This window comes from Lachnotalea sp. AF33-28 (assembly GCF_003477885.1).
Classification (GTDB): domain Bacteria; phylum Bacillota; class Clostridia; order Lachnospirales; family Lachnospiraceae; genus AF33-28.
In genome coordinates this window covers 196,308-217,709 of record NZ_QUEE01000002.1, presented here as the reverse complement: position 1 = coordinate 217,709, position 21,402 = coordinate 196,308, and the positions used below count along the sequence as shown (strand labels likewise).

Sequence of the window (21,402 nt, the reverse complement as noted above, 5' to 3'; positions counted from 1 at the left end):
AATATCTTATTCCTGATTCAGCGCTTCCACAGGTATCAGTCTGCTGGCCTTCCAGGCCGGATAAAAACCGAATACGGTTCCGGTAATCACCGCGAAGCATACCGCCATCACCGCTCCCATGGCAGAAAGCTCCACCCGTACCTGCAGCCGCTCCACAACGGGAGTGATGCCAAAGGAGAATCCCACTCCCAGCAGCCCGCCGATCACGCTGATCGCCGCGGCTTCAAACAGGAATTCCAGCAGAATATCCTTTTTTGTACAGCCCAGCGCCTTGAGTATACCGATCTCATTGGTTCTTTCCTTTACGGATACAAACAGAACATTCATGATGCCGATACCTCCCACGATGAACACGATGGCCGCCATAGCCACCAGAAGCATGGTCAGCGTATCGTTGGATGCGGATGCGGCTTCCATCTTGCTGCCGGCATCGTTGACCGTAAACTCCGCATTGGGATAGCTGTCGGCCAGCACGGTTTCAATATTGGCAATCACTGTTTCCACATCGCTTACATCCTCCGCAATCACCGTAACCGTAGGATTCGGGTTATCTCCTGCGATATATTTAATTCCGGTGCTGTAGGGTATAAAAATGGCCTGATCCGGACTTATGCCGGAAGAGACGGAACCCATCTCACTTAAAATCCCGTTCACCACATACGGCCTTTCATCTATATAAAGTATGCTGTCATAAGCATCCAGGGCGCTTCCGAAAATCTCTTTCGCTGCCTGGGCGCCCAGCACGCATACCTTCTCCGTATTCTCATCATTGCTGTCGGTGATGAATTCCCCCATCTCCAGCGTCAGATTGCTCATTTCGGCATAATTTTCCTTTACACCGGCCACCGTATAGGTCACAGCCTCCTCCAGCTCACCGCCTTCTACGGAGGTCCTGGAAGAATAGGATATGGATACCGCTGAAATCCCGGGCACAAACACCTCGATATCCTCCACATCCGCTTCCGACAGCGTGATCTGCTCCTGATTCATCCTATCACTCATGTCAAAGCCGCCGCTCATGATGAAGTCCGAGCCAAAGTTTCCGAAATCGCCAAAGTCCGGCCTTCCTCCGCCGTCCTGGCTTCCGCCCGGAAAGCCGCCTTCGAAGTTTCCCATATCCGGCAGGCCGCCCCCGCCAAAGGTGCCGGCACTTCCGCTGTCAGCACTTCCCGTGGCAAAAGCTCCGGGAAATCCTCCGCCCATATCCGGCACAGCCCTCTCCATACCGCCTCCCGCAGTCTGCCCGGATCCTGACTGCCTGCTCTCTCTGGCGTCTGCAGAAAGTTCATAGCTGATATCGATCGCACCGGCATTCAGATTTTTAAACTGTTCCGCCACCTCCATCTGGCCGCCGCGGCCGATTGCGATCACCATGACGATCGTGGCCGCCCCTACCACTATGCCGATGGATGTAAGCACCACTTTAAACTTATTCTGGATGATATTGATCCAAACAATGCGCAGCAATTCCTTCAGTCTCATGACGCTTTCACCTTGCTTTCGATAACCACGGTCTCCCCTTCGCTTAAGCCGGATTGTATCTCCACATTCACTCCGTCCGAAAAGCCGCAGGTGACCTCTGTCTTGATCAGGCTTCCGTTCTCCGCTTTCTTTTTCACATAAGTTCTGGTTCCTTCCGTTATGACTGCTTTATTGGAAACATAAAGGACATCATCCACCTCTTTTGTTACAAAAGTGACATTGCCGGTCATGCCATCAAATATTCCGGACACATCGCCCGCGAGGGTGACCGTCACGTTATAGCTGACCGTAGAAGAGGAGGAGGCCGCCGTTGCGACGGATGTGACGCTGCCCTCCCACTTCTGATCCTCATAAGCCAGCAGTTCCACCGATGCGGCTTTGCCGACAGGCGCAGCCGACACGTCTTCCTGCGCCACGGATACCGTAACCGTCACATTGGATGCATCCGCGTAATCCGCCATAGCGGTTGATGCGGACAGCGTATCGCCCGCGGCATATCCCACACTCATGATCTTGTCTGCATATTCGGTCAGAATAGTGCCGTCTCCCACAAACGCATCAAATTCGTCCAGCGCTTCCTGTGCATCATCCAGCGCATCCTGAAGATCCTGAAGCGTATCGTCCAGGCCATTGGTATCAATCGCATAAAGATTGGCCGCATTTTTATAGTTTAACATGGCCTCTTCGTATTTCTGCCTGGCGGTTATAGATTCCGTGGTCTGTTTTCTTTTTGCCTCATCCACATTCAGCTGCAGTGTGCTGTAGTTGTCATTCAGCTTTTCCAGTTCCTCATTCAGCGTATCGATTTCCTTTTGTATGGAAGTCTTTTGACTGTCATCCTCCGTATCAGAGAGTTCCTGCATCTTATCACTGATCTCCACAGGCAGCTCGGCGATTCTTTCCGCCGCTTCAGCCAATTCTTTTTCCGCATCGGTCACAGACTTTGCCAGCTTAGCGATGGCAGCGTCATATTCCGCCTGGGCGGTGGAACCCGATGTCAGATTGGACTGATACGTATAGTCAGCCTTCAGTTCCTGTTCCTGCAGGCTAAGTTCCTCCTGCTTCAGATTCAGTCCGGCCGTGGTCACCGCGTCCGAAAGCTCCTGCCGGTAGTCCGCAACACTGTCATCCGTCAGCTTCAGCAACGGTTCCCCTGCCTCCACCTCCTGTCCGGTGGTGACATATACCTCTTCCACCGTCAGCGTCTTAGAAGTGCTGCCGGCACTGCTCTGTCCCATCATCGCCCCACCGGCGTTTGCCGCCTGGCTGCCGCCGCCCAGATCAAAAGTTTGGGAGAGGATGCCGATGCTCATACTGCCGCTCTCCGTCACACCTACCACCAGATCACCGCGCTGCACGGTTGTTTCCTTATATACGGTCTCCTCTTCTTCTGCTCTGCCATTCATCTGAAAAAGCACCGTTCCTGCTATGCAGACCGTCAACAGCGCACATATGAATACTAACTGTTTATGCCCGCTTTTTTTCTTTTTTTCTTTCATCACAGTCTCCTTATATGATCTTTCCTGTCAGCCGTCATTCCTCTGCTGCAGAGGATTCATTCCTGCCATTTGCAGCAGCGCTGTCTGATTCCGGATTCCGTACCGCACCCGGCTGCATCAGAATCACTGCAGCCTGGTATCCCGCGCCTAAACTTCCGCTCTCATCCTCTATCGCAACTGTAACTGTATAATTTACCGATGATACGCTTCCTCCGGAATCCTTCTGACCGGCGATCTCACTGACCGTACCGCTGAAAGAGGCTCCGGAAACGGTTATCCTGGCTTCGTCTCCCACCGCCACTTCCGCAATCCGATCCTGAGCCACTGAAATGGATACTTTTATGTCGGACAGGTCCAGATAACTCACCAGCACGGCAGAACCGAATACACGGTCCGAGGCTTCATAGGCCACATCTGTCAGCTGTCCGTCATATTCCGCAGTGACAGTCCCCGTTTCGGCTATGCTTGAGATTCGTTCCAATATCCCGGTCACCTGATCATACGTTTCCTGCGCCGCATCCACCGCTTTCTGCAGTGACGCCACTGTCAGCTGATAGACGGTATCCGCGTTCTGGCCGATGAGCATGCTGCCATCATAGCTTTCCTTTAAACTTAAGTTCTGGCTGATCTGCCGGATCAGCGCTTCCTGATAGGCGGCCGTCAGATTCGCGTAATTATTCTGAAGGGATTCCAGCTCTGTTTTAGCTTTTTCCGTTGCCTGGGAACAGGCGCTATATGCCTGGTTATAGGCGTTGACCGCCTTCTGATATTCCAGCTTTGCCGTCTGCAGTTCCTTTTCTGCATTTAAAACCTCTGTCTCCAGGTCTTTCAGCTTCGCATTCTGTTCCTGCAGCTCTTTCTGCCTGGCTTCATATTCCGCCTCAAGAGTTTCCACTGTTCCCTTTGCATTTTTTACGTTTTCCACCAGCAGTTTCAGATCCGCATCGGTTGAAACCTGATTGTCCGAAACCGTGTTTCCCGACAGAGAACTGCTTTCCACGGTGTTGCCGGATACATCCGGCTGCTGCGTATTCTCCTCAAGAACTGCCGCAAACAGCGCGTTTAAGGCATCGTCATACACTCCCTGTGCGTTCTCCTGCTGCTGTTGACAGGAGGCGATCTCCTGCTTAAGCGCCTGTATGACCGGGTCCGCCTCCGCTTTCGCCGCTTCATAGCTGCTCTGCCTGGCCGTCAGGGCATTCTCCTTATCTGACGCAATGCTGCCTTTTTCCGTCTGTGTCTCCAGCAGCTCATCCAGCTTATATTCGGAAGCATAGGTGTTATTTTCCAATTTTTCGGTATAGGAGGCTATTTTTTCGTCCGCGCCGGCAATCGCTTTGGCTGCTGATTCCACCTGCTGCGCTAAGGCCTCCGTTTCGGCATTGTATGTAAGCTCCGCCGTAGTTTCCTGCATCCGGTCGGACTGTCTCTGATATTCCGCCTTCAATACACCGGCATCATAGTCGGTCCTGGCCGTATCCAGAGCGGTTTTATCACTCGCCTGCTCTTTCTCAAGCCAGGCTATGGCAGCGCTTAGGCTCTCATCCGTAAATTTATACAGAGCATCCCCCTCACTCACCGTGTCTCCTGAAGCCACATAGACCTCCTCCACCACAAGCGCCAGATTGTAGGCCAGGTCGGTCTCAAGTATCTGATCCTTCGTACCCGCCTCTGTCACGCCGCTGCCGTTTATCAGACCCGACTGCCCGCTATCCGTGCCGGAGGCCTGTAGTGTACTCCCGTTCTCCTTCTCCGCATTTTTGTTCTGCTCGGCATTTGCATATACGATCGGTACGGTAATGGCGCAGACAAGCGCCAGCACAAAAACGGCAGCGGTCACTTTCATCCATTTTGCCTTATGCGGACAGAATTCTTTCCACTTTTCCTTTAATAAACCAGCCATCCTAAACCTCCTGTCAATTAAGCTCATAGTAAGCGGCTAAAAAGAGCACGCGACACATCACTTACTAAAATGATAAAATCGCCAGGTGATTCCAACGTGATGAATTTGTGAATTTTTTTTGAACATCCATCCGTCTGTGCATCTGTGCCGGTTCCTGCACGGACTGAATAGTTTTTTTACGTCTGCATATACTCTTATTATATTTCACAGCTGTTTGCACAACTGTCAATCTATTCAAAAACAGGGTATAGAGACATTCTTACCCCCAAACGGAGGAAAACATGAAAAATAATCATTATCCTTTTGACCTGGAACCGCTGCCCTATACTTATGACGCGCTGGAACCCCACATCGATCTTGAAACGCTCCATTTTCATCATGATAAGCATCTGAAGACCTATGTGGATAACTTGAACCACGCCTTAAGCACTCTGCCGGAATTTCAGAGTATGACCCTGGAAGAAATTCTGACCAACCTGGATCAGGTTCCGGAAGCCGCGCGCACAGCGGTTAAAAACAACGCCGGAGGAGTCTACAACCATCAGATGTATTTCGCATCCATGAAGTCCGCTCCTTCCGAGCCAAAAGGCCCGGTCCTTAGTGCGATTGAGGAGCGTTTCGGTTCTTATGACGAATGGAAGGATATCATGAAATCCAAAGCTCTGGCCCAGTTCGGTTCCGGCTATGCGTGGCTGGTCAGCAGCCAGGACGGCCATCTGGAAGTCATCAACCTTCCCAATCAGGACACGCCGCTGGCGCTTGGACTGATCCCGCTGCTGCCGTTAGATGTCTGGGAGCATGCCTACTATCTTAAGTACCAGAATCTCCGCGGCACTTACGTGGATAACTGGTTTTCCATCATCGACTGGGACGCTGTCAACAGACGTTATGAAGAAAGCCAGTAACGCACTTTTTCTATGAAACGGGCGCACTGAAAAAAGCAGAGTACAGAAAGGTCAGTTTTCCTTTTCTGCACTCTGCTTTTTCTCATATCTCGGCCAGGGGCAGTTCAAACCAGAAAATGCTTCCCTCGCCCGGGCTGCTCTTCACTCCGTAGTCCGCTCCGTGGAGTATCAGTATATTCTTTACAATGGACAGCCCCAGCCCACTGCCGTTTACCGATCTCTTATGTGCCTTGTCCACCTTATAATAGCGCTCCCATATATAAGGAAGGTCTTCCTCCTTAATCCCTTCCCCGTAATCCTCCACTTCAATCCGCACGCGGTCCGGTATAAGCATCTGGCGCACTACCACCTTTTTATTGTCACCGGTATAGTGGATGGCGTTATTGATAAAATTATAAATGACCTGATATATTTTATACTCATCCGCCCTGATCCATACATGGCTTCCGTATTCAAACCGGATCTCGTATCCTTCCTGCTCCACCAGCTTCGCATACCGTTTTAATACTGCCTGAATGCTTTCCGTCAGGTCATAGGTCTGCATCCGGACGGACTCCGCCCCCGACTGCAGTTTGGACAGCTCCAGCAGATCGTTCACGAGCGCGGTGAGCCTTTTCCCTTCATCGATCACAACCTGGAGGTTTTCCGCCGTATTCTCCTCCGGGAGATCCTGTATGGCTTCCGCATAGGCGATGATCATGGTGAGAGGCGTCCGAAGATCGTGGGATACATTGGCGATCAGCTCCTGCTGTATCCGCTCCGCCTTTTTCAGCTCTGCGGCGGTGTGGTTCAGGGTAGTCCCAAGCTCCGAAATTTCCTTATAACCGGCCTGCGGAAATCTCACATCATAGTTGCCCTTTCCCATTTCCAGCGCCATGCTGTTAATCTCTACGATCGGCCGGGAGATCTTTTTCGCCATAAAAAGTGCGATCAGCAGGGACAGCAGAAATAAGATCAGGGCGATACATACAAACTGCACCCGGAGCGTCTGAACCGTCGCATCGATCGGCGTCACAAGGCTGCGCACGATCAGCAGCGCCTCTTCCCCGTTCCATTTCAGCAATTCCAGCGCTACGATACTCTCAGCCCCCATGCGCATATCAAACGGCATCATGAACCGGCCCGGGCCTTCGTCATGGGGCGGCTGTGCTTTTTCATACTGCGAGGGGTCCATGCCGCGCACATCCCCTTCCATTTCGATCTGGGCGCTGCCGCCGCCCTCTCTGGCCGCCTGCAGATACTCCCCAAACATCTCCGCAGTCAGCAGCGCGAACCGGCCGTTTGCAGGAGCGCTCTCCATGATGCTGCCCTGCATGTCGGCGAGGAGCACCTCCAAATCCGATTTTCTGGCCGCTTCTTCCATGGCCTCTGACAGGCTGCCTGACTGCGCCGATTTTAAAAGCTGTGTGCAGACTTGCTGCAGCTCATTCTTTTTGATGCCTTTATAGAAGGTATTCAGGTAAACAATCTGCATGAGCCAGAGCAGCGCCAGCAGTATGGCGACAAACGCCAGCAGGTACATAAATATTTTCCAACGGATGCCGATCTTACGGTTCTTCAAAGCGATATCCCACCCCTCTAAGCGTCACCAGGCAGTCCCTGTAGGGGCCCAGGCTGCCCCGAAGTTTTTTAACATGTGTATCCAGCGTACGGTCGTCCCCGTAATAGTCATACCCCCACACGCCGGTGATCAGCTGCTCTCTGGACAGCGCAATCCCTTTGTTCTGAATCAGGAAGGACAAAAGCTCGTATTCCTTCAGTGTAAGTTCTGTGCGCCTGCCGTCCACACTGACCTTTCTGGCGGCAAAATTGACATGCAGCCCCTTGTAGCTGTAGCTTTCCTTATCCTGACCGTTTTTTCTCTGATTGCGCGTAATTACCACCCGTATGCGCAGCATCAGCTCCCTGGGGGAAAAGGGTTTGACCACATAGTCGTCCACCCCCAGCTCAAAGCCGTGTATCCGGTCATACTCCTCTCCCCTGGCTGACAGCATGATCACCGGTGTGTCACAGTATTTATGTATTTCCCGGCAGGCCGCAAAGCCGTCCAGCATCGGCATCATCACATCCAATACGATGCAGTCAAAACTGCCTGCCCGGCAGAGGTATACCGCCTCCTGCCCGTCCGCCGCTTCACTCACCTCATATCCTTCATGCTCCGCATATTTTCGTATGATACTTCTGATTTTTTCTTCATCATCCACGATTAAAATCCTGGCCATCGCCTTCACCTTTGGAGGTCAGCCTCACCGCCGTTACCCCCTTACCTTTTTCAAAAATGCGCGCACTCTTTCTGTGCAGTCACTTTTCCTGTCTTCCGCTTTTCTCCAGGAATCAGAGCGGGGAAAATAAATCCCGTCATTCGCTTTAGCTCCAAAATCCCACTTACCGTTTTCATCTCTGTTTTCCTCTAACCAGTCCGCGGCAAATTTCAGCTTCGTTTTTGCCAGATCATATTCAGCCAGGACCTCAAGAGCGGCCAGATAATCACTCGCATCCCTTGAGGCAAAAACATCGGGCAATTTATTAAGCGGCTTTGCGTAAGTATAAAACATACCGTCGTTCCTTGATAAATAATAATCGAGAAACAGACTCTCTGTCTGATACTGCAAAACACCTTTGAGCAAAGCCGCATGATAAAACATGCCAAAGCCCGTTTCAAAACCGCTCTTTGGTTTTCTTTTGTGCTGTTCGGCGAATGCTTTCATGTCGCTGTCACGGTCATACCGGCCGTGCTCAAACGCCTTTTCCACCAAAGCTGCCCAGCTGTATGCAACTTCCAATGCGGCTTTATTTTCCGGTTCTATGATCCGGATCCAGGCCGCAAGCATCAATTTTTCAAACAGAGGCCAATCATGCGTTTTTTCATAGTAGCCGTCAATCTTTTTTTCGCCTTTAATGCACATTTCCATACGCTTTACAATTGTTTGAATTGGTTCATCTTCAATTGTATAACCTAAAATCAGCAATCTGCGCAAAGCTTGTTCTGTCGAATACTGTTTTTGGCCGACCGGACGGCTTAACGCGTGGAAATTTCCCCACATGCCGTCCTCGTGACGGCATTCAAGGATCTGTTTCGCCCATTTCCCGTTTTTATGGTCTTTTCCATCGCACATGACAGTCACCTCACAAATCTTCTCAATGTCTTAAGATATGATTGTTATTCATTATAAAGGCACAATGTGATCAATCTGTGAATAAAACGGATGATATCTATCTTCTCCGGATCCTTTTTTTCAGGTTTCTCCTTAAGTCCTTGTAAAAACCGGTGCCTTCCGTCACCTGCTCGGGCAGCGGAGGAACCCGGTCATAGAGCAGGCCATACAGCCTAAGCCGCTGCGGCCGGGATATCTCCACAAACGCGATACCATAACGCCAACCTGCTCCCTCCCGGTTTCGATAGACCGGCTTCGCCTTCATACGGCATTCATACCGTCCGCCGATCCCCAGCCTTACATTAAAGATATCGGGCAGCGTGATACAGGTGTTTAGCAGGAAAGCAGCTCCGCCTTCTGATAGGTCGCTGGTAACCGCATGGATAATCTGATCTTCCATTTCAAGGGCGATCTGTTCGGCGGCGCGGATCCGTTCCGATACGCGCCTTACCTGTCTGCCGGACAGAAAAAACAGAGCCATCAGCATATGATACGCATTCAGAACCAGCCAAAACAAAACCACAACCCAGCCGTAATTTTCCTGTAAAGCGGGAACAGCAAAAAGGCGGTACACTCCGGCCAGCGTAAATCCCAGTAATACCAGATAAACAGCGCGGCTCCATCGGATAAGCCCTTTGTCCCGCCTTTTTACTTCTCCAGTTCCTGCACCAGCCGGCATCTTCCCTTTTGCCGTGACAGAGAACTGTTTCTTTTGTATCCCCAGAGTTTCAAGGATCACGCCCGGTAACAACGCAGGAAACAGGATCGTGTCATAGATATTGCTAAGCCTTGCCGTCCGCATATCGCCCGCCAGCTTCGAAAGGGCAAAATAGTACAGCAAAACGGAAGGCAGCCACAGACAGATCAGGGGCAGAAGGCCGCAGCGGATCACCGGTATGCCAAACACAAAATATAGAATGGGGGACAGGATGAACATCAGCCGGCGCAGCGGCGTATACCAGTACAGCAGCGCCATTCCGTAATCCCTCTTCTGTCCCGCTGTCAGATCCTTCCGGCGAAGCAGGCGCAGTCTGCGGAAGGTCTGGATACAGCCTCTGGCCCACCGTTCTCTCTGTTTAAACAGACTTGTCAGATCCTCCGGCGATAATCCGCTCGCATGCACCTCGGATACGGCATAGCCTTTGTAACCTGCCGCCTGAATCAGCAGGCCGGTGGCCAGATCCTCCGTGATGGAGCCGGTGTAAAAACCTCCCGCGTCCATAAGCGCCTTTCGGGACAGGACCGTATTGGAGCCTCCATATATGGCTGCATTATTGCGGTTTCTGGCAAGCTGTACATAGCGGAAAAAGAAATTCTGCTCATTGGGCGCGCTTTCCTCCAGATACAGGTTATACTGAAACAGGTCATGGTTGTAGAAGCTCTGCGGGCTCTGAATGAAACCGATCTCGGATCTTTCCATATCACTTCCTGCTTCCGCAAAAAAATAGGGGACCAGGGCGGTGAGAAAATCGTGCATTGGAATCATATCTGCGTCAAAGGTAACGATCAACGGCGAACTGCTGTTGCTAAGAGCGTAGTTTAAATTGCCGGCCTTGGCGTGTTCTCTGCTGCCCCTTGCCAGGTAACGGATGCCCATACGCCCTGCCAACTCCCGCACCTGTACCCGCCCGCCGTCATCGCACAGATAGATATGCACTTTTCCTTTCTCCGGATAATCCATCTGCAGGCAGCCCTGGACCGTTTTTTCCAGTATGGGGACAGGCTCATTATAGGTTGCGATAAATACATCGACATCCGGAAAACGCTCAGCTGGAAGATCCGCTTTTGTGGGAAGGTAGATTTCCGAAACCAAGTGCGTGATATGCAGTATTTCCAGAAAACCGGCAGCCTCCGACAGGAGCAGCAGGATGCCGGCCGTTATGGCCATCCACCCTTCACCTGCGGGCAGCGTAAAAAACAGCCGCCATATGAGATAGACCGCTGAAATTACAGTCAACAGATAGAATAGGCGTATCTTACGCTTCAGCATAGTTATTCACTCACCTGCCTTTGAATTGATTGCGGAAACACTTACATATAGTCTGGGCGGATTGCGCATTACTATCCTTCTTTATCAGCAGATTCCTGCATATTTATGGTGCATCTTTTCTTTTCATTCTGTGGAATAATTTACACTCCAATGGTATAATATCGACAGATATTATACCCGCGTTGATTTCCTTCCGCGAAGCGGACAATTTCCTTAGGAAATCATGCGCATCCCCTTGAGGGGGCATGTCAGCCTGCTGATATGGTATAATATCGATAGATATTATACCCGCGCTGATTTCTGTCCGCGAAGCGGACAATTTCCTTAGGAAATCATGCGCATCCCCCTGAGGGGGCATGTCAGCTTGCTGACATGGTACAATGTTGGCAGACATAATGCCTGTTCACAAATATTAGAAATGAGGAGAATACGATCATGATGCGTGATGCGGAAAAAACAATTAGTAATCTCATTGATAAACAAGGCGTATCTTTTATAGCCTCTATTTCGGAGGATGGTTTTCCTAATATGAAGGCCATGCTTCCGCCCCGCAAGCGGGTGGGGATCCGGGAATTTTATTTTACAACGAATACATCATCCCTGCGGGTGGCCCAGTTTCGGAAAAATCCAAACGCCAGTATTTACTTTTACGACAAACGCTTCTTCCGGGGAGTCATGCTAATCGGCCGTATGGAGGTGCTGGAAGACCCCGCCAGCAAAGAAATGATCTGGCAGGAAGGCGACACCATGTATTACCCGGAAGGAGTGACTGATCCGGACTATTGTGTCTTGAAATTTATTGCAGACAGCGGGCGATATTATGCGAACTTCCATTCGGAAATCTTTGAGATAATTTAGAAATGGGTGAAGCTTTATGACCAGGCTTTTATTCATACAAGTACATATTTCTCCATTCGAGAACACGATGGAAAAATTATAGAAACCGTGCTGCAAAGAGTAAAATGGTGCCCGATTGGTGCCCAAGCGAACAAACAGGGGGATGAAAAGTAGCATGAAGTAATGAAACGAAATAAGCTGTTTCACATTTCCATATACTCATACTAAAATAAAAAAGCCAGTTATGGGTTTATACGCATTAGTGGAAAAAGACGAATATACGGTGAAAAATACGGAGGAAATAGAATGGAACATTTTGGATTTGATACAATGCAGAAAATTCAGAAAGAATTGCAGGAAAAGTATAAAAGTAAATGGGGGCCGCTTACTCCCCAAGGAGGACGGGACTCATTACTATGGATGATGATTGAGGCAGGCGAGGTAGCTGATATCATTAAAAAGCAGGGCGATGACAGGATTATGAACGATCCGGATGTGAGAGAGCACTTTATTGAGGAAATGTGTGATACACTGATGTATTTTAATGACGTTATGCTTTGCTACGGTATTACGCCAGAAGAACTGAAAAAAGTGTATTTGGATAAGCATAAAAAGAACATGAACCGATGGTAATTGCTCGCTTTCAGCTCTGATTTTCCCATTTTCCGTCTCCGCAAAGACCCAGTTTATCAAGGGCTTTAAGGATCTAACATACTCAGACACACATAAACCAGGAGCAAAACCATATCAGAACCGCCTGTTATGGTTTTGCTCCTTTACTTACTGTAATAAACTATTTCACATCTGCAGTTCTTCCACAATCTCCCGGATCAGCTTCACATACTCGCCGGAATGGGATCGTGTGATGTTTTCCAGCTCGCCCGGAAACAGGATTTCTCCGGATCCCTCCGCTTTCCTGCACGCTTTCAGCTCCGCCATGCGGTCAGAAAGTTCCTGATAAAACCGGCCGCTGTTTCCAAAGGCTTCGATATCCAGGGCTATAAAGAGCTGCGCCGGCCCCTGGCAGTCATCTCCTGCCCGCTCGCCTGTTGCGCCGCCAAACAGTATGCCGGAAAGGATATCGATGATGAGCGCCAGGCCGAATCCCTTATAGGTCCCAACCGGTATCACCGAGTAAACCTTTGACACATCTGTGGTCTCCCTGCCGTCTTCATCCAGAGCCCAGCCTTCCGGTATCTTGGGGATTCCCTGTTTGGCCAGGTTGGTGATCTTGCCGAAGGCGACCACACTCATAGCCATATCCAGAAGTATTGGTTCACCGTCCTTTACAGGTACCGCTACCGCCAACGGATTGTTGCCAATCATCCGCTCGGCGCCTCCCCAGGGAGCCATGGTGGGCGACCCGGTGGATACGGTGATGCCGATCATGCCCGCATCGGCCGCCAGTTCCGAATAATAGGCGCCGGCGCCAAAATGATTGCTGTTTTTAACGGCGACGGCCGCCATCCCATACTCCCTGGCGCGCTCAACCGCGTGCAGCATGGCGGCCTTTCCCAGCACCTGCGCATTGCTGCGCAGTCCGTCCCATACGCTGACTGCTCCGCTGTCCGTTACGGTTTCATACTCCATCTTTCGTTTCATGATCCCGCGTTTGATCAGGGATATATACCGTGGGAGGCATACCACACCGTGGGAATGCACTCCCCGCTGATCCGCTTCCACCAGAATATCCGTGATAATCCGCGCTTCTGTATCCGGCACGGAAACCTCCGCCAGCCGCTTCAGACACAGCTGCTTTAATTCGTCCACCGCTATCGTTACGATTTCTTCCCTCTGATCCATAATCTCCTCGCTTTTGCAGCCAATCTGCTGCTGTCAGTCCACACCGCTTAAGTTCAGATCGCCGCTGTAATGGCAGGCGCAGTAATGCCCGGGCGCAATCTCCTTATATTCCGGCACCTCTTTGCTGCATTTCTCCGCAGCGTACATACACCTCGGATGAAACGGACAGCCTGTGGGCACGTTAGCCGGATTAGCGGCCTCTCCCTCCAGTATGATGCGTTTTCGTTTCTCATCTATATTCACGTCGGGAGCGGCGCTTAAAATCGCCTCCGTATAGGGGTGGGCCGGATGGCTGTACAGCTCATCTGTGGGTGCCAGCTCCACAATCTTTCCCACATACATCACGGCTACTCTCGTGGAAATATGACGCACCACGCTTAAGCCATGGGATATGAAGATATAAGTCAGGCCCATGGTTTCCTGCAGCTCCTGCAGCAGATTGATGATCTGCGCCTGTACGGATACGTCCAGCGCGCTGACCGCCTCGTCACATACGATCAGCTGCGGGTCCGTGGCCAGCGCCCGGGCAATGCCGATCCTCTGCCGCTGCCCTCCCGAAAAAGCGTGGGGATATCTGCGGATGTATTTGGTCTCCAGCCCTACGATCTGCATCAGGTTCTGCACCTGCTCCTGGAGCTTATGCCCCGAGCTGATTCCGTTTACCTTCAGCGGCTCTCCCACGATATCCAGCACCGTCTTTCTGGGATTTAGAGAGCCGTAGGGATCCTGGAAAATCATCTGTATCTCCCGGCGCACCTCCCGCAGCTGATGATAATCCAGCTGTAACAGATCAAATTTACGGCCGCCCAGATTGTAATTCACCTCTCCGCCCGTTGCCTCATAGGCGCGCAGCAGCAGCCGCCCCAGCGTGGTCTTGCCGCAGCCGCTCTCCCCCACAAGGCCCAGCACCTGGCCCTTTTCCAGCGTGAAGGAGACATCGTCCACCGCCTTCAAGTCCCCGGCGGACTTTCCAAAAAAGCCCTTGTTCATCGGAAAATACTTTTTTAAATGGCGCACATCCAGCAGAATATTGTCCGCATGTTCAGTCTCCGTTCCCATCGCTACCGCCTCTCCTTTTTATGCTTATTCCCGGCATCTGTCTCCACCGGTTCCTCCGCCTCTTCACCGTAGAGAAAGCAGCTGACATAATGGCCTTCCCCCCGATCCACCAGCTTCGGATACGCCTTCTCACATAAGCCGCACAGTTTTACCGGACACCGGCTGCAGAATCCGCAGCTGGCCGGCAGATTGATCGGAATCGGCACAGTGCCGTTTATGGATTCCAGCCTGCCGCCATCCCGCTTCTGCTTCAGGGAAGGGATGCTTTTCATCAGGCGGTCGGTATAAGGATGGAGCGGATTTTTAAATATCTGTTCCCGCGTTCCCATCTCCACAATCCTTCCCAGATACATCACGGCCACATGGTTTGCCACGTCCGCGATGACCCCCAGATCATGGGTGATATACTGGATGCTCATGCCCAGCTCCTGCTGCAGGTTTTTCATCAGCTCCAGCACCTGGGCCTGGACCGTCACATCCAGCGCGGTGGTGGGCTCATCCGCGATCAGGAGGGACGGATGGCAGGACAGCGCCATGGCGATCATCACTCTCTGGCGGATGCCGCCGGAAAGCTGATGGGGGTATTCCAAAAGCCGCTGGCGCGGATTGCCGATGCCTACCTTGACCAGCATCTCATAGGCCAGTTCCTCCGCCTCTTTCTTATCCTTTGTCTGATGCAGCAGTATGGCTTCCATGATCTGGTTGCCCACTGTATGCAGCGGAGACAGACTGGTCATGGGCTCCTGGAAGATCATCGAGATCCTGCTGCCGCGAATCTCCCGGATTTCCTTCCCCTTGGGATCCATTTTGACCAGATCCACCGGCGGCTCTTTTGGCCGCTTCGGATCGTAGAGCAGGATCTGTCCGCCCACAATCCTGCCGGGCGGAGGCACAATTCTTAGGATACTGTTGGAAGCGGCGCTTTTGCCGCAGCCGCTTTCTCCGATGATCCCCAGAGTCTGCCCCTGGCCGATGGAATAGCTGATATTGTCCACCGCCTTTAAAACACCCTCATAAGTGAAGTAATATGTGCGAAGATTCTTCACTTCCAGCACTTTTTCCATAGTCGTCCTCCAACCCTACCGGTCCAGATATACCGCATACAGCCTCACATCCTCCGGCCGTATTCCTTCAAAATCCACCCGGATGCGCACCGGCTGACCGCAGGATACCGCCAGTTTCCGCTGCCAGCTGACCGGTATGCGATAGCCGTTTTCCATCACTTCATTGCATTCCTCTCTGCCGTAGCCGGGCAGCGTTTGAAAATTTTCATCCAGCACGGACACGCTGATCCTGCTGTAATCGCTAAGCCCGCTGACATTCAGCCAGACCTTGGCCGGCGCGTCCTCCAGATAGACCAGATCGCTGATGACAAAGCTGTCCTTGCCCGGACCCACATAGCTTTCCATATGCCCCAGACGGTCGCGCCCCCAAGTGGCGGCTCTGACCCCGTTGGAGTCGCTTTCCGGCCACAGTCCGAACCATACAACGGTTTCTCCGCCGATATTCTCCGCCCCCTGCCCCTGCATCAGCGCCGGGAAATGTCCGGCGGCCGGAGAATCATTTTTCATCTCTCCACCCAGAATGATGGGAAAATTGGGTACCGGTTCGTGATAATGCAGCCCGTCATGGCTGACCACCAGGCCCAGATTCATATAGATCAGGTGCCGGTCATTGGAAGGGTGCCCTTCCCACATGCCGTAAAATCCGAGAATCACATTGCCCCTGTCCCAGAGCCCCGCCCCCAGATGGACCTGTGAACCGTTGACACCCCCGTAATAAGTGGGTTTGGGCGGCAGCGACTCCCTGGTAAATCCCATACAGGCTGCCGGTGTCCAGTGAATAAAATCCGATGAGCAGTAGGTGGCCAGCTTACGGCTGCCCTTAGGGCTGTAGTGTCCGGTATCTCCCTGCCCTGTGACATAGTATACGCCGTCAATCTTAACTCCCCCGGACTGCTCGTAAAATACGCTGCCCACAGGATTCTTCCCGTACTCCTTCCAGTGTATACCGTCGCTGCTGAAGGCCACACCCATACATTTCTGATATTTGGGGGACTCAAAGCTCATCTTGAAGCGTCTCTCCTCTGTATCCTCCGGATCATAGAAGATCACACAGGCCTGGAGATGTCCGTCCAGAGGAAAATCGCAGACATTGTTATGTGTGCTCCCGTTATACTCATACACCCCGAGATCCGGTTTTTCCCAGTTCTTCCCGTCTTTGCTGACGGCCAGACAAAGCCGCTGATACCAGCCCGGCGTATCGTCATTGCCCAGGTACCACATCCAGTATTCATCCCCTACCCTGCGCACTGTGCCGTAATATGCGATGTTTCCGGAATCCGGAGCCCCGGGCTCTCCCAGCGGCACCACCACCCGCGTGCGGTAATCCAGATTGGAGGGAAACGAATGCAGCTTCAGCCGTACGCCGGTCTGAAACGGGAACGCGTAATCGTCGAAGGGAAACAGCACCAGTTCCTTTTGTCCTTTGCGTGAAAGATTATATTTGATATTCAATGATTTTGCACCTCGCTTTTTTCAGTTCAGGATATATGGTAAAATTCCATGCAGGCGTCCACCATGCAGGAGAATATGTAAGACCGCTCTCTAAGCAGCGCGCCGCCCATATGGGGAAGCAGAAGTACATTTGGCATGCCAAAAAATTCCTTGGAGACTTCGGGTTCAAATTCATACACTTCTAATGCCGCGCCGCCTATTTTTTTCTCCTGCAGCGCCTTAACGAGCGCTCTCTCATCGATCATACGGCCTCTGGCGGTGTTAATCAGTATAGCATCCTCTTTCATCTGATCCAGTTCCTGTTCACCGATAAAATGACGGTTTTCATCCACATCGGACAGATGCACAGTCAGATAATCGGAACACGCAAACAGCTCCTCCTTTCCCACCAGTCTGGCACCCATGCCTTCTATCTCCTCATTGGCCGCGATATCGTAATAAATCAGGTTCATACCGAACCCGCCGGCCCTGGCCGCCACCGCCCTGCCGATTCTCCCGGCTCCCAGGATGCCCAGCGTCCTTCCATGCAGCCCCTGCCCCAGCAGCAGATGATTGCTCTGCTCTGAATGGGAAAACCGCCCGTCTCTGATAAACCTGCTGCATTCCTGGAACCTCCTGCCTGCGTTTATCATCATACCCCAGACAAGATCCGCCACACCGTTTACAATCCAGCCATAGCTTTCAGGAACCCGGGCGATCGTGATCCCGTGACCGGCCGCCGCTTCTCTGTCAACGGCCCCGCCGCCCCAGTGATCCACAATCAGTTTCAGCCTGGGCGCAGCATCCAGAAGCCCGCTGTCGATCACGTCATTATAAGTGAACAGCACCTCTGTATCCTCCAACTGACGCAGCAGCTCTTCACGCCTGGGGGCCAGCCATGAGAAATTGCCTGCAACCTCAAAATGCTTCTTAAGCCGCTCCATCCCTTCTCCGGGAAAATTTCTGGTCAGATATACCTTCGTCATATTACCCGCCCCTCTCTTTTCTCATTTTTCATCCATTCCATGATCTGCGTCACCACTGACAGATAGATCCGGCTGCGTTCTTCTAGCAACGCTCCGTCGGAATGAGGTGTCAGCACCACATTGTTCAGCTTGATCAGTTCCGGATCGGCCTCCGGTTCCTTCTCAAATTTATCGAGGCCCGCACCGGCAAGCCTTCCGTCCTTAAGTGCCTCAACCAGCTCCGCCTCATGGATAAAGCGTCCGCTCGTCACATTTACCAGGAAAGCGCCCCTCTTCATGCGGTCAAACTGCGGGCGGTCCAGGATATAGCCGTCGCAGCCATTGGCCATCAGTATGATAAAATCGGAGACCGCTAGGAGCTCATCGAAATCCGTGTAAACAGCGCCGAATTCCTCCATCGCCTCGCCGCGGGCCTGATCCCAGTACCGGACCTCCATGCCGAAAGCCCGCGCTCTCTGCACCATCTCATCGCCGGACCAGTGCGTTCCGCCGATAATGCCCAGCTGTTTCCCGTGAAGCCCCGTGCCCAGCATATCCCGGTTTGCCTGCTCCGGCTCAACGAACCTGCCGGCCCTGACAAAGGCGTCCGCCTCCAGCAGCCTTCTGGTGACCGCCATCAGGAGCATGAGCGCGTGCTCCACCTCAGAGTAATTGATCCATTTCAGGGTGATCGGGCTGGTAAATACCGCGATATGTTTCTCCGCACAGTATTCTCTGTCCACATTTCTGGCCTTTCCCCATATGTCTGCAATCACCTTAAGCTTTGGCGCCGCGTCAATCACCTCCCGGTCCACGGTATCCTCCGAGATAACCAGAATCTCCTTATCCGCCGCCAGGGCCATCAGTTCTTCTTTAGGCAGTTTACCGATCTGGCCGCATTCGGTCACCTCACAGCTGTCCCTAAGAAGATCAATCGCGTCTCCGGGGAAAAATCTTGTTACAAGCAGTTTATATTTTTTCATATGCTTCCTCCTCTCCTGTCACCAACCGAAGGTTGATGACCTACGCACGCTTCAGCGTGCTTCCGCTTCTCCTGTCACCAACCGAAGGTTGATGACCTGCGCACGCTTCAGCGTGCTTCCGCTTCTCCTGTCACCGTCCAAAACCAATGACCTGCGCACATTTTTTATGCGTTCATCTGTTTTTATTATCCGTCTTATCATCCGCTGTACGGATCCGCCGCGTCCCTTAATCCGTCACCGATAAAGTTAAAGGAGAGTACGGTCAGAATCACAAAGATGCTCGGCAGAAGCAGCCAGGGCATAGTGGCGATGGAACGGAAATTCTGCGCGTCCCTAAGCAGCACGCCCCAGCTGACCGCCGGAGCCTGCAGGCCCAGCCCCAGAAAGCTTAAGGTGGTTTCGCCTATGATCATGCCCGGAATGCTTAAGGTAAGGCTTACAATGATATAGCTGATAAAAGACGGGATCAGGTGGGAACGGATCACATAAAAATCCGTCGCGCCGCATAGTCTTGCCGCCAGCACATAGTCCTCTTCACGCAGGCTTAGAAATTTGCCCCGGACCACTCTGGCTATATTGGTCCATCCGAAGAAGGACAGGATGATGGTGATGGCAAAATATGTCTGTGTGGTGGACCAATCCCTCGGTACCGCAGCGGCCAGCCCCATCCACAGCGGGATGGTGGGCAGAGACATGAATAAATCCACGACCCTCATGATACAGCTGTCGATACGTCCTCCGTAAAATCCCGCGATGCCACCCAAAAGCAGTCCGAACAGCATGCTTAAGAATACGCCCACCAGGCCTATGGACAGCGACAGCCGTCCTCCGTTCAATATCCTGGAAAACAGGTCGCGGCCCATGGAATCCGTGCCCATCAGGCAGACCGTGCCTTCTTCCACTCCGAACAGATGGACATCCGTCTCAATAAAACCCAGCAGCTTATAGGGTTCTCCCCGCTCAAACAGGCGGATCTTTAAGATCACTTCTCGGTCCTCTTCATAGATCTTCTGGAACGTTTCCGGATCCCTGACTGATTTCACCCCATAAACAAAGGGCCCTATGAGCCGTCCCGTATTGCTGTCATAAATATGCAGGGACTGGGGCGGCATGGCAGAGTATTCGGTAAAGCGTTCCGAAGGGCCGTACGGGGCGAAGAAATCGCTGAAAATGCACAGCAGATACATGAGGATCAGCAGGACCAGCGCCACCATGGCCAGCTTATGGCGTTTAAATTTCGCCAGCACCAGCTGTCTGTGGGTCATGAGCGACTGGGTATCACCGTCATATTTTCGTTTACTTTTTTTCGCTTCTTTCATTTCGTAATCCCCTGATATCTTATTCTAGGATCCAGCACCGCCAGCAGAATATCGGAAAATACCGTTCCGATCACGGTCAGCGTGCTAAGCAGAAGGATAAAGCTGGCCGCCAGATACATATCCTGGTTCAGCAGCGCATTTAACAACAGCGGCCCTGTGGTCGGCAAATTCAGCACGATGGCCACCACGCTCTCGCCGGATATGACGGAAGGCAGCACCCACCCGATGGTGCTGATGATGGGATTGATGGCCACGCGCACCGGGTATTTCATCAACAGCCTGACCTCCTTCACGCCCTTCGCTCTGGCAGTCACCACATACTGTTTCTTCACTTCATCGAGAACGCCGCTCCTCATGATTCTTATGATGGATGCCGTGCCGCTAAGCCCGATCACAAGCACCGGCACCCATACCCTCTCAAGCATATTTTCCAGTTTGGCTAAGGACCAGGGCGCATCCGCGTACTGTGCGGAAAACAGCCCTGTAATGGATACGCCCAGCTTGGAATAACTAAGCCACATCGCGATCATCGCGATTAAGAATCCGGGAACGGCCACCCCAATGAATCCGATCAGCGTGAACACATAGTCGAACAGCGTATTGGGCCGGACCGCCGAATAGATTCCGATGGTGATGGCCACCACGTAGGTGAACACCATGGTGATGAGCGAAATGATCAGCGTCAGTCCCAGCCGTTCCCAGATCAACTCACTGACGGGGCGGTTATACTGGAAGGATCGGCCAAAATCTCCTCTTGTTACAATTTTCGTGATCCAGTTCACATAACGGACCGGCACCGGCTTATCCAGGTCATACATGGCCCTAAGGCGCAGCGTATCCTCCTCTGTAACCTTCATGCCTTTCATTTCCAGGTCTGCGATGTACCGGGTGACATAGTCACCCGGCGGCAGTTCGATAATCAGAAAGGAAAGTACGGAAATGATGATCAGCAGCGGAATCAGCGCCAGCAGCCTCTTTCCTATGTAGCGCAGCATAGCATTCCCTCC

General features: G+C 52.2%; 19 protein-coding genes. 3 read left to right on the top strand and 16 right to left on the bottom strand.

All coding sequences use genetic code 11. The features are described from left to right. Window positions 1-6: 6 nt before the first annotated feature. From DWZ56_RS03475 to DWZ56_RS03465, 3 genes are read right to left on the bottom strand one after another with little or no spacing between them, the layout of a single operon-like run. The gene (locus tag DWZ56_RS03475) at window positions 7-1,482 is read right to left on the bottom strand and encodes an ABC transporter permease (protein WP_118555003.1); all 1,476 of its coding nucleotides are present in this window, start codon (window positions 1,480-1,482) and stop codon (window positions 7-9) included. Then, window positions 1,479-2,981: an efflux RND transporter periplasmic adaptor subunit gene (locus tag DWZ56_RS03470; RefSeq protein ID WP_118555002.1), complete on the bottom strand. Its 1,503-nt coding sequence runs from the start codon at window positions 2,979-2,981 to the stop codon at window positions 1,479-1,481. Before DWZ56_RS03470 ends, DWZ56_RS03475 begins: the two co-directional genes overlap by 4 nt. A gap of 34 nt (window positions 2,982-3,015) precedes the next feature. Next, on the bottom strand, window positions 3,016-4,884 hold the full coding sequence (locus DWZ56_RS03465; RefSeq protein WP_158584426.1) for an HlyD family secretion protein: 1,869 nt from the start codon (window positions 4,882-4,884) through the stop codon (window positions 3,016-3,018). 281 nt (window positions 4,885-5,165) lie between these two features. Here DWZ56_RS03465 and DWZ56_RS03460 point away from each other — a divergent pair, with 281 nt between their 5' ends. Beyond that, on the top strand, window positions 5,166-5,789 hold the full coding sequence (locus DWZ56_RS03460; RefSeq protein ID WP_118555000.1) for a superoxide dismutase: 624 nt from the start codon (window positions 5,166-5,168) through the stop codon (window positions 5,787-5,789). An 82-nt stretch (window positions 5,790-5,871) separates the two neighbouring features. On the opposite strand, the gene DWZ56_RS03455 is transcribed toward DWZ56_RS03460, so the two are convergent. The 4 genes from DWZ56_RS03455 to DWZ56_RS03440 form a co-directional block, all read right to left on the bottom strand. After that, window positions 5,872-7,350 (bottom strand): sensor histidine kinase, encoded by a 1,479-nt coding sequence (locus tag DWZ56_RS03455; protein ID WP_118554999.1) that lies wholly within the window; start codon window positions 7,348-7,350, stop codon window positions 5,872-5,874. Beyond that, the gene (locus DWZ56_RS03450; protein ID WP_118554998.1) at window positions 7,337-8,011 is read right to left on the bottom strand and encodes a response regulator transcription factor; all 675 of its coding nucleotides are present in this window, start codon (window positions 8,009-8,011) and stop codon (window positions 7,337-7,339) included. Before DWZ56_RS03450 ends, DWZ56_RS03455 begins: the two co-directional genes overlap by 14 nt. Before the next feature lie 33 nt (window positions 8,012-8,044). Beyond that, the gene (locus DWZ56_RS03445; RefSeq protein WP_118554997.1) at window positions 8,045-8,905 is read right to left on the bottom strand and encodes a hypothetical protein; all 861 of its coding nucleotides are present in this window, start codon (window positions 8,903-8,905) and stop codon (window positions 8,045-8,047) included. Window positions 8,906-9,002: 97 nt separating this feature from the next. Next, window positions 9,003-10,934, bottom strand: a complete 1,932-nt coding sequence (locus tag DWZ56_RS03440) for a glycosyltransferase (RefSeq protein WP_118554996.1) — start codon at window positions 10,932-10,934, stop codon at window positions 9,003-9,005. Window positions 10,935-11,372: 438 nt separating this feature from the next. Here DWZ56_RS03440 and DWZ56_RS03430 point away from each other — a divergent pair, with 438 nt between their 5' ends. Next, window positions 11,373-11,792, top strand: a complete 420-nt coding sequence (locus DWZ56_RS03430) for a pyridoxamine 5'-phosphate oxidase family protein (protein WP_334294775.1) — start codon at window positions 11,373-11,375, stop codon at window positions 11,790-11,792. 285 nt (window positions 11,793-12,077) lie between these two features. After that, window positions 12,078-12,404: a nucleotide pyrophosphohydrolase gene (locus DWZ56_RS03425; protein ID WP_118554993.1), complete on the top strand. Its 327-nt coding sequence runs from the start codon at window positions 12,078-12,080 to the stop codon at window positions 12,402-12,404. Between the two features lie 165 nt (window positions 12,405-12,569). Here DWZ56_RS03425 and DWZ56_RS03420 read toward each other — a convergent pair whose 3' ends face one another. The 9 genes from DWZ56_RS03420 to DWZ56_RS03385 are packed head-to-tail and all read right to left on the bottom strand — an operon-like array spanning window position 12,570 to window position 21,390. Further along, a complete protein-coding gene (locus DWZ56_RS03420; protein WP_118554992.1) occupies window positions 12,570-13,574 on the bottom strand; it encodes an Ldh family oxidoreductase in 1,005 nt (334 codons plus the stop codon). A 33-nt stretch (window positions 13,575-13,607) separates the two neighbouring features. After that, window positions 13,608-14,633 (bottom strand): ABC transporter ATP-binding protein, encoded by a 1,026-nt coding sequence (locus DWZ56_RS03415; RefSeq protein WP_118554991.1) that lies wholly within the window; start codon window positions 14,631-14,633, stop codon window positions 13,608-13,610. A gap of 2 nt (window positions 14,634-14,635) precedes the next feature. Continuing rightward, window positions 14,636-15,697 (bottom strand): ABC transporter ATP-binding protein, encoded by a 1,062-nt coding sequence (locus DWZ56_RS03410; protein WP_118554990.1) that lies wholly within the window; start codon window positions 15,695-15,697, stop codon window positions 14,636-14,638. A gap of 15 nt (window positions 15,698-15,712) precedes the next feature. Continuing rightward, window positions 15,713-17,149, bottom strand: coding sequence for a hypothetical protein (locus DWZ56_RS03405; RefSeq protein WP_118554989.1), 1,437 nt, complete (start codon window positions 17,147-17,149; stop codon window positions 15,713-15,715). Window positions 17,150-17,175: 26 nt separating this feature from the next. Continuing rightward, a complete protein-coding gene (locus tag DWZ56_RS03400; protein ID WP_118554988.1) occupies window positions 17,176-18,114 on the bottom strand; it encodes a 2-hydroxyacid dehydrogenase in 939 nt (312 codons plus the stop codon). Continuing rightward, entirely contained in the window at window positions 18,111-19,076 is a 966-nt protein-coding gene (locus tag DWZ56_RS03395; RefSeq protein WP_118554987.1) for an NAD(P)-dependent oxidoreductase, read from the bottom strand. Before DWZ56_RS03395 ends, DWZ56_RS03400 begins: the two co-directional genes overlap by 4 nt. A 51-nt stretch (window positions 19,077-19,127) precedes the next feature. Beyond that, a complete protein-coding gene (locus DWZ56_RS22665) occupies window positions 19,128-19,277 on the bottom strand; it encodes a hypothetical protein (protein ID WP_158584425.1) in 150 nt (49 codons plus the stop codon). After that, on the bottom strand, window positions 19,274-20,395 hold the full coding sequence (locus DWZ56_RS03390; RefSeq protein WP_118554986.1) for an ABC transporter permease: 1,122 nt from the start codon (window positions 20,393-20,395) through the stop codon (window positions 19,274-19,276). The genes DWZ56_RS22665 and DWZ56_RS03390 overlap by 4 nt, the downstream gene beginning before the upstream one ends. Continuing rightward, window positions 20,392-21,390, bottom strand: a complete 999-nt coding sequence (locus tag DWZ56_RS03385; RefSeq protein WP_118554985.1) for an ABC transporter permease — start codon at window positions 21,388-21,390, stop codon at window positions 20,392-20,394. Before DWZ56_RS03385 ends, DWZ56_RS03390 begins: the two co-directional genes overlap by 4 nt. Window positions 21,391-21,402: the final 12 nt, after the last annotated feature.

What these genes read in the sequence shown, in the direction of transcription:
- DWZ56_RS03475 (WP_118555003.1), bottom strand. Translation starts at nt 1,482, where the DNA reads ATGAGACTGAAGGAATTGCTGCGCATTGTTTGGATCAATATCATCCAG.
- DWZ56_RS03470 (WP_118555002.1), bottom strand. Translation starts at nt 2,981, where the DNA reads ATGAAAGAAAAAAAGAAAAAAAGCGGGCATAAACAGTTAGTATTCATA.
- DWZ56_RS03465 (WP_158584426.1), bottom strand. Translation starts at nt 4,884, where the DNA reads ATGGCTGGTTTATTAAAGGAAAAGTGGAAAGAATTCTGTCCGCATAAG.
- DWZ56_RS03460 (WP_118555000.1), top strand. Translation starts at nt 5,166, where the DNA reads ATGAAAAATAATCATTATCCTTTTGACCTGGAACCGCTGCCCTATACT.
- DWZ56_RS03450 (WP_118554998.1), bottom strand. Translation starts at nt 8,011, where the DNA reads ATGGCCAGGATTTTAATCGTGGATGATGAAGAAAAAATCAGAAGTATC.
- DWZ56_RS03445 (WP_118554997.1), bottom strand. Translation starts at nt 8,905, where the DNA reads ATGTGCGATGGAAAAGACCATAAAAACGGGAAATGGGCGAAACAGATC.
- DWZ56_RS03440 (WP_118554996.1), bottom strand. Translation starts at nt 10,934, where the DNA reads ATGCTGAAGCGTAAGATACGCCTATTCTATCTGTTGACTGTAATTTCA.
- DWZ56_RS03430 (WP_334294775.1), top strand. Translation starts at nt 11,373, where the DNA reads ATGCGTGATGCGGAAAAAACAATTAGTAATCTCATTGATAAACAAGGC.
- DWZ56_RS03425 (WP_118554993.1), top strand. Translation starts at nt 12,078, where the DNA reads ATGGAACATTTTGGATTTGATACAATGCAGAAAATTCAGAAAGAATTG.
- DWZ56_RS03420 (WP_118554992.1), bottom strand. Translation starts at nt 13,574, where the DNA reads ATGGATCAGAGGGAAGAAATCGTAACGATAGCGGTGGACGAATTAAAG.
- DWZ56_RS03415 (WP_118554991.1), bottom strand. Translation starts at nt 14,633, where the DNA reads ATGGGAACGGAGACTGAACATGCGGACAATATTCTGCTGGATGTGCGC.
- DWZ56_RS03410 (WP_118554990.1), bottom strand. Translation starts at nt 15,697, where the DNA reads ATGGAAAAAGTGCTGGAAGTGAAGAATCTTCGCACATATTACTTCACT.
- DWZ56_RS03400 (WP_118554988.1), bottom strand. Translation starts at nt 18,114, where the DNA reads ATGACGAAGGTATATCTGACCAGAAATTTTCCCGGAGAAGGGATGGAG.
- DWZ56_RS03395 (WP_118554987.1), bottom strand. Translation starts at nt 19,076, where the DNA reads ATGAAAAAATATAAACTGCTTGTAACAAGATTTTTCCCCGGAGACGCG.
- DWZ56_RS22665 (WP_158584425.1), bottom strand. Translation starts at nt 19,277, where the DNA reads ATGATAAGACGGATAATAAAAACAGATGAACGCATAAAAAATGTGCGC.
- DWZ56_RS03390 (WP_118554986.1), bottom strand. Translation starts at nt 20,395, where the DNA reads ATGAAAGAAGCGAAAAAAAGTAAACGAAAATATGACGGTGATACCCAG.
- DWZ56_RS03385 (WP_118554985.1), bottom strand. Translation starts at nt 21,390, where the DNA reads ATGCTGCGCTACATAGGAAAGAGGCTGCTGGCGCTGATTCCGCTGCTG.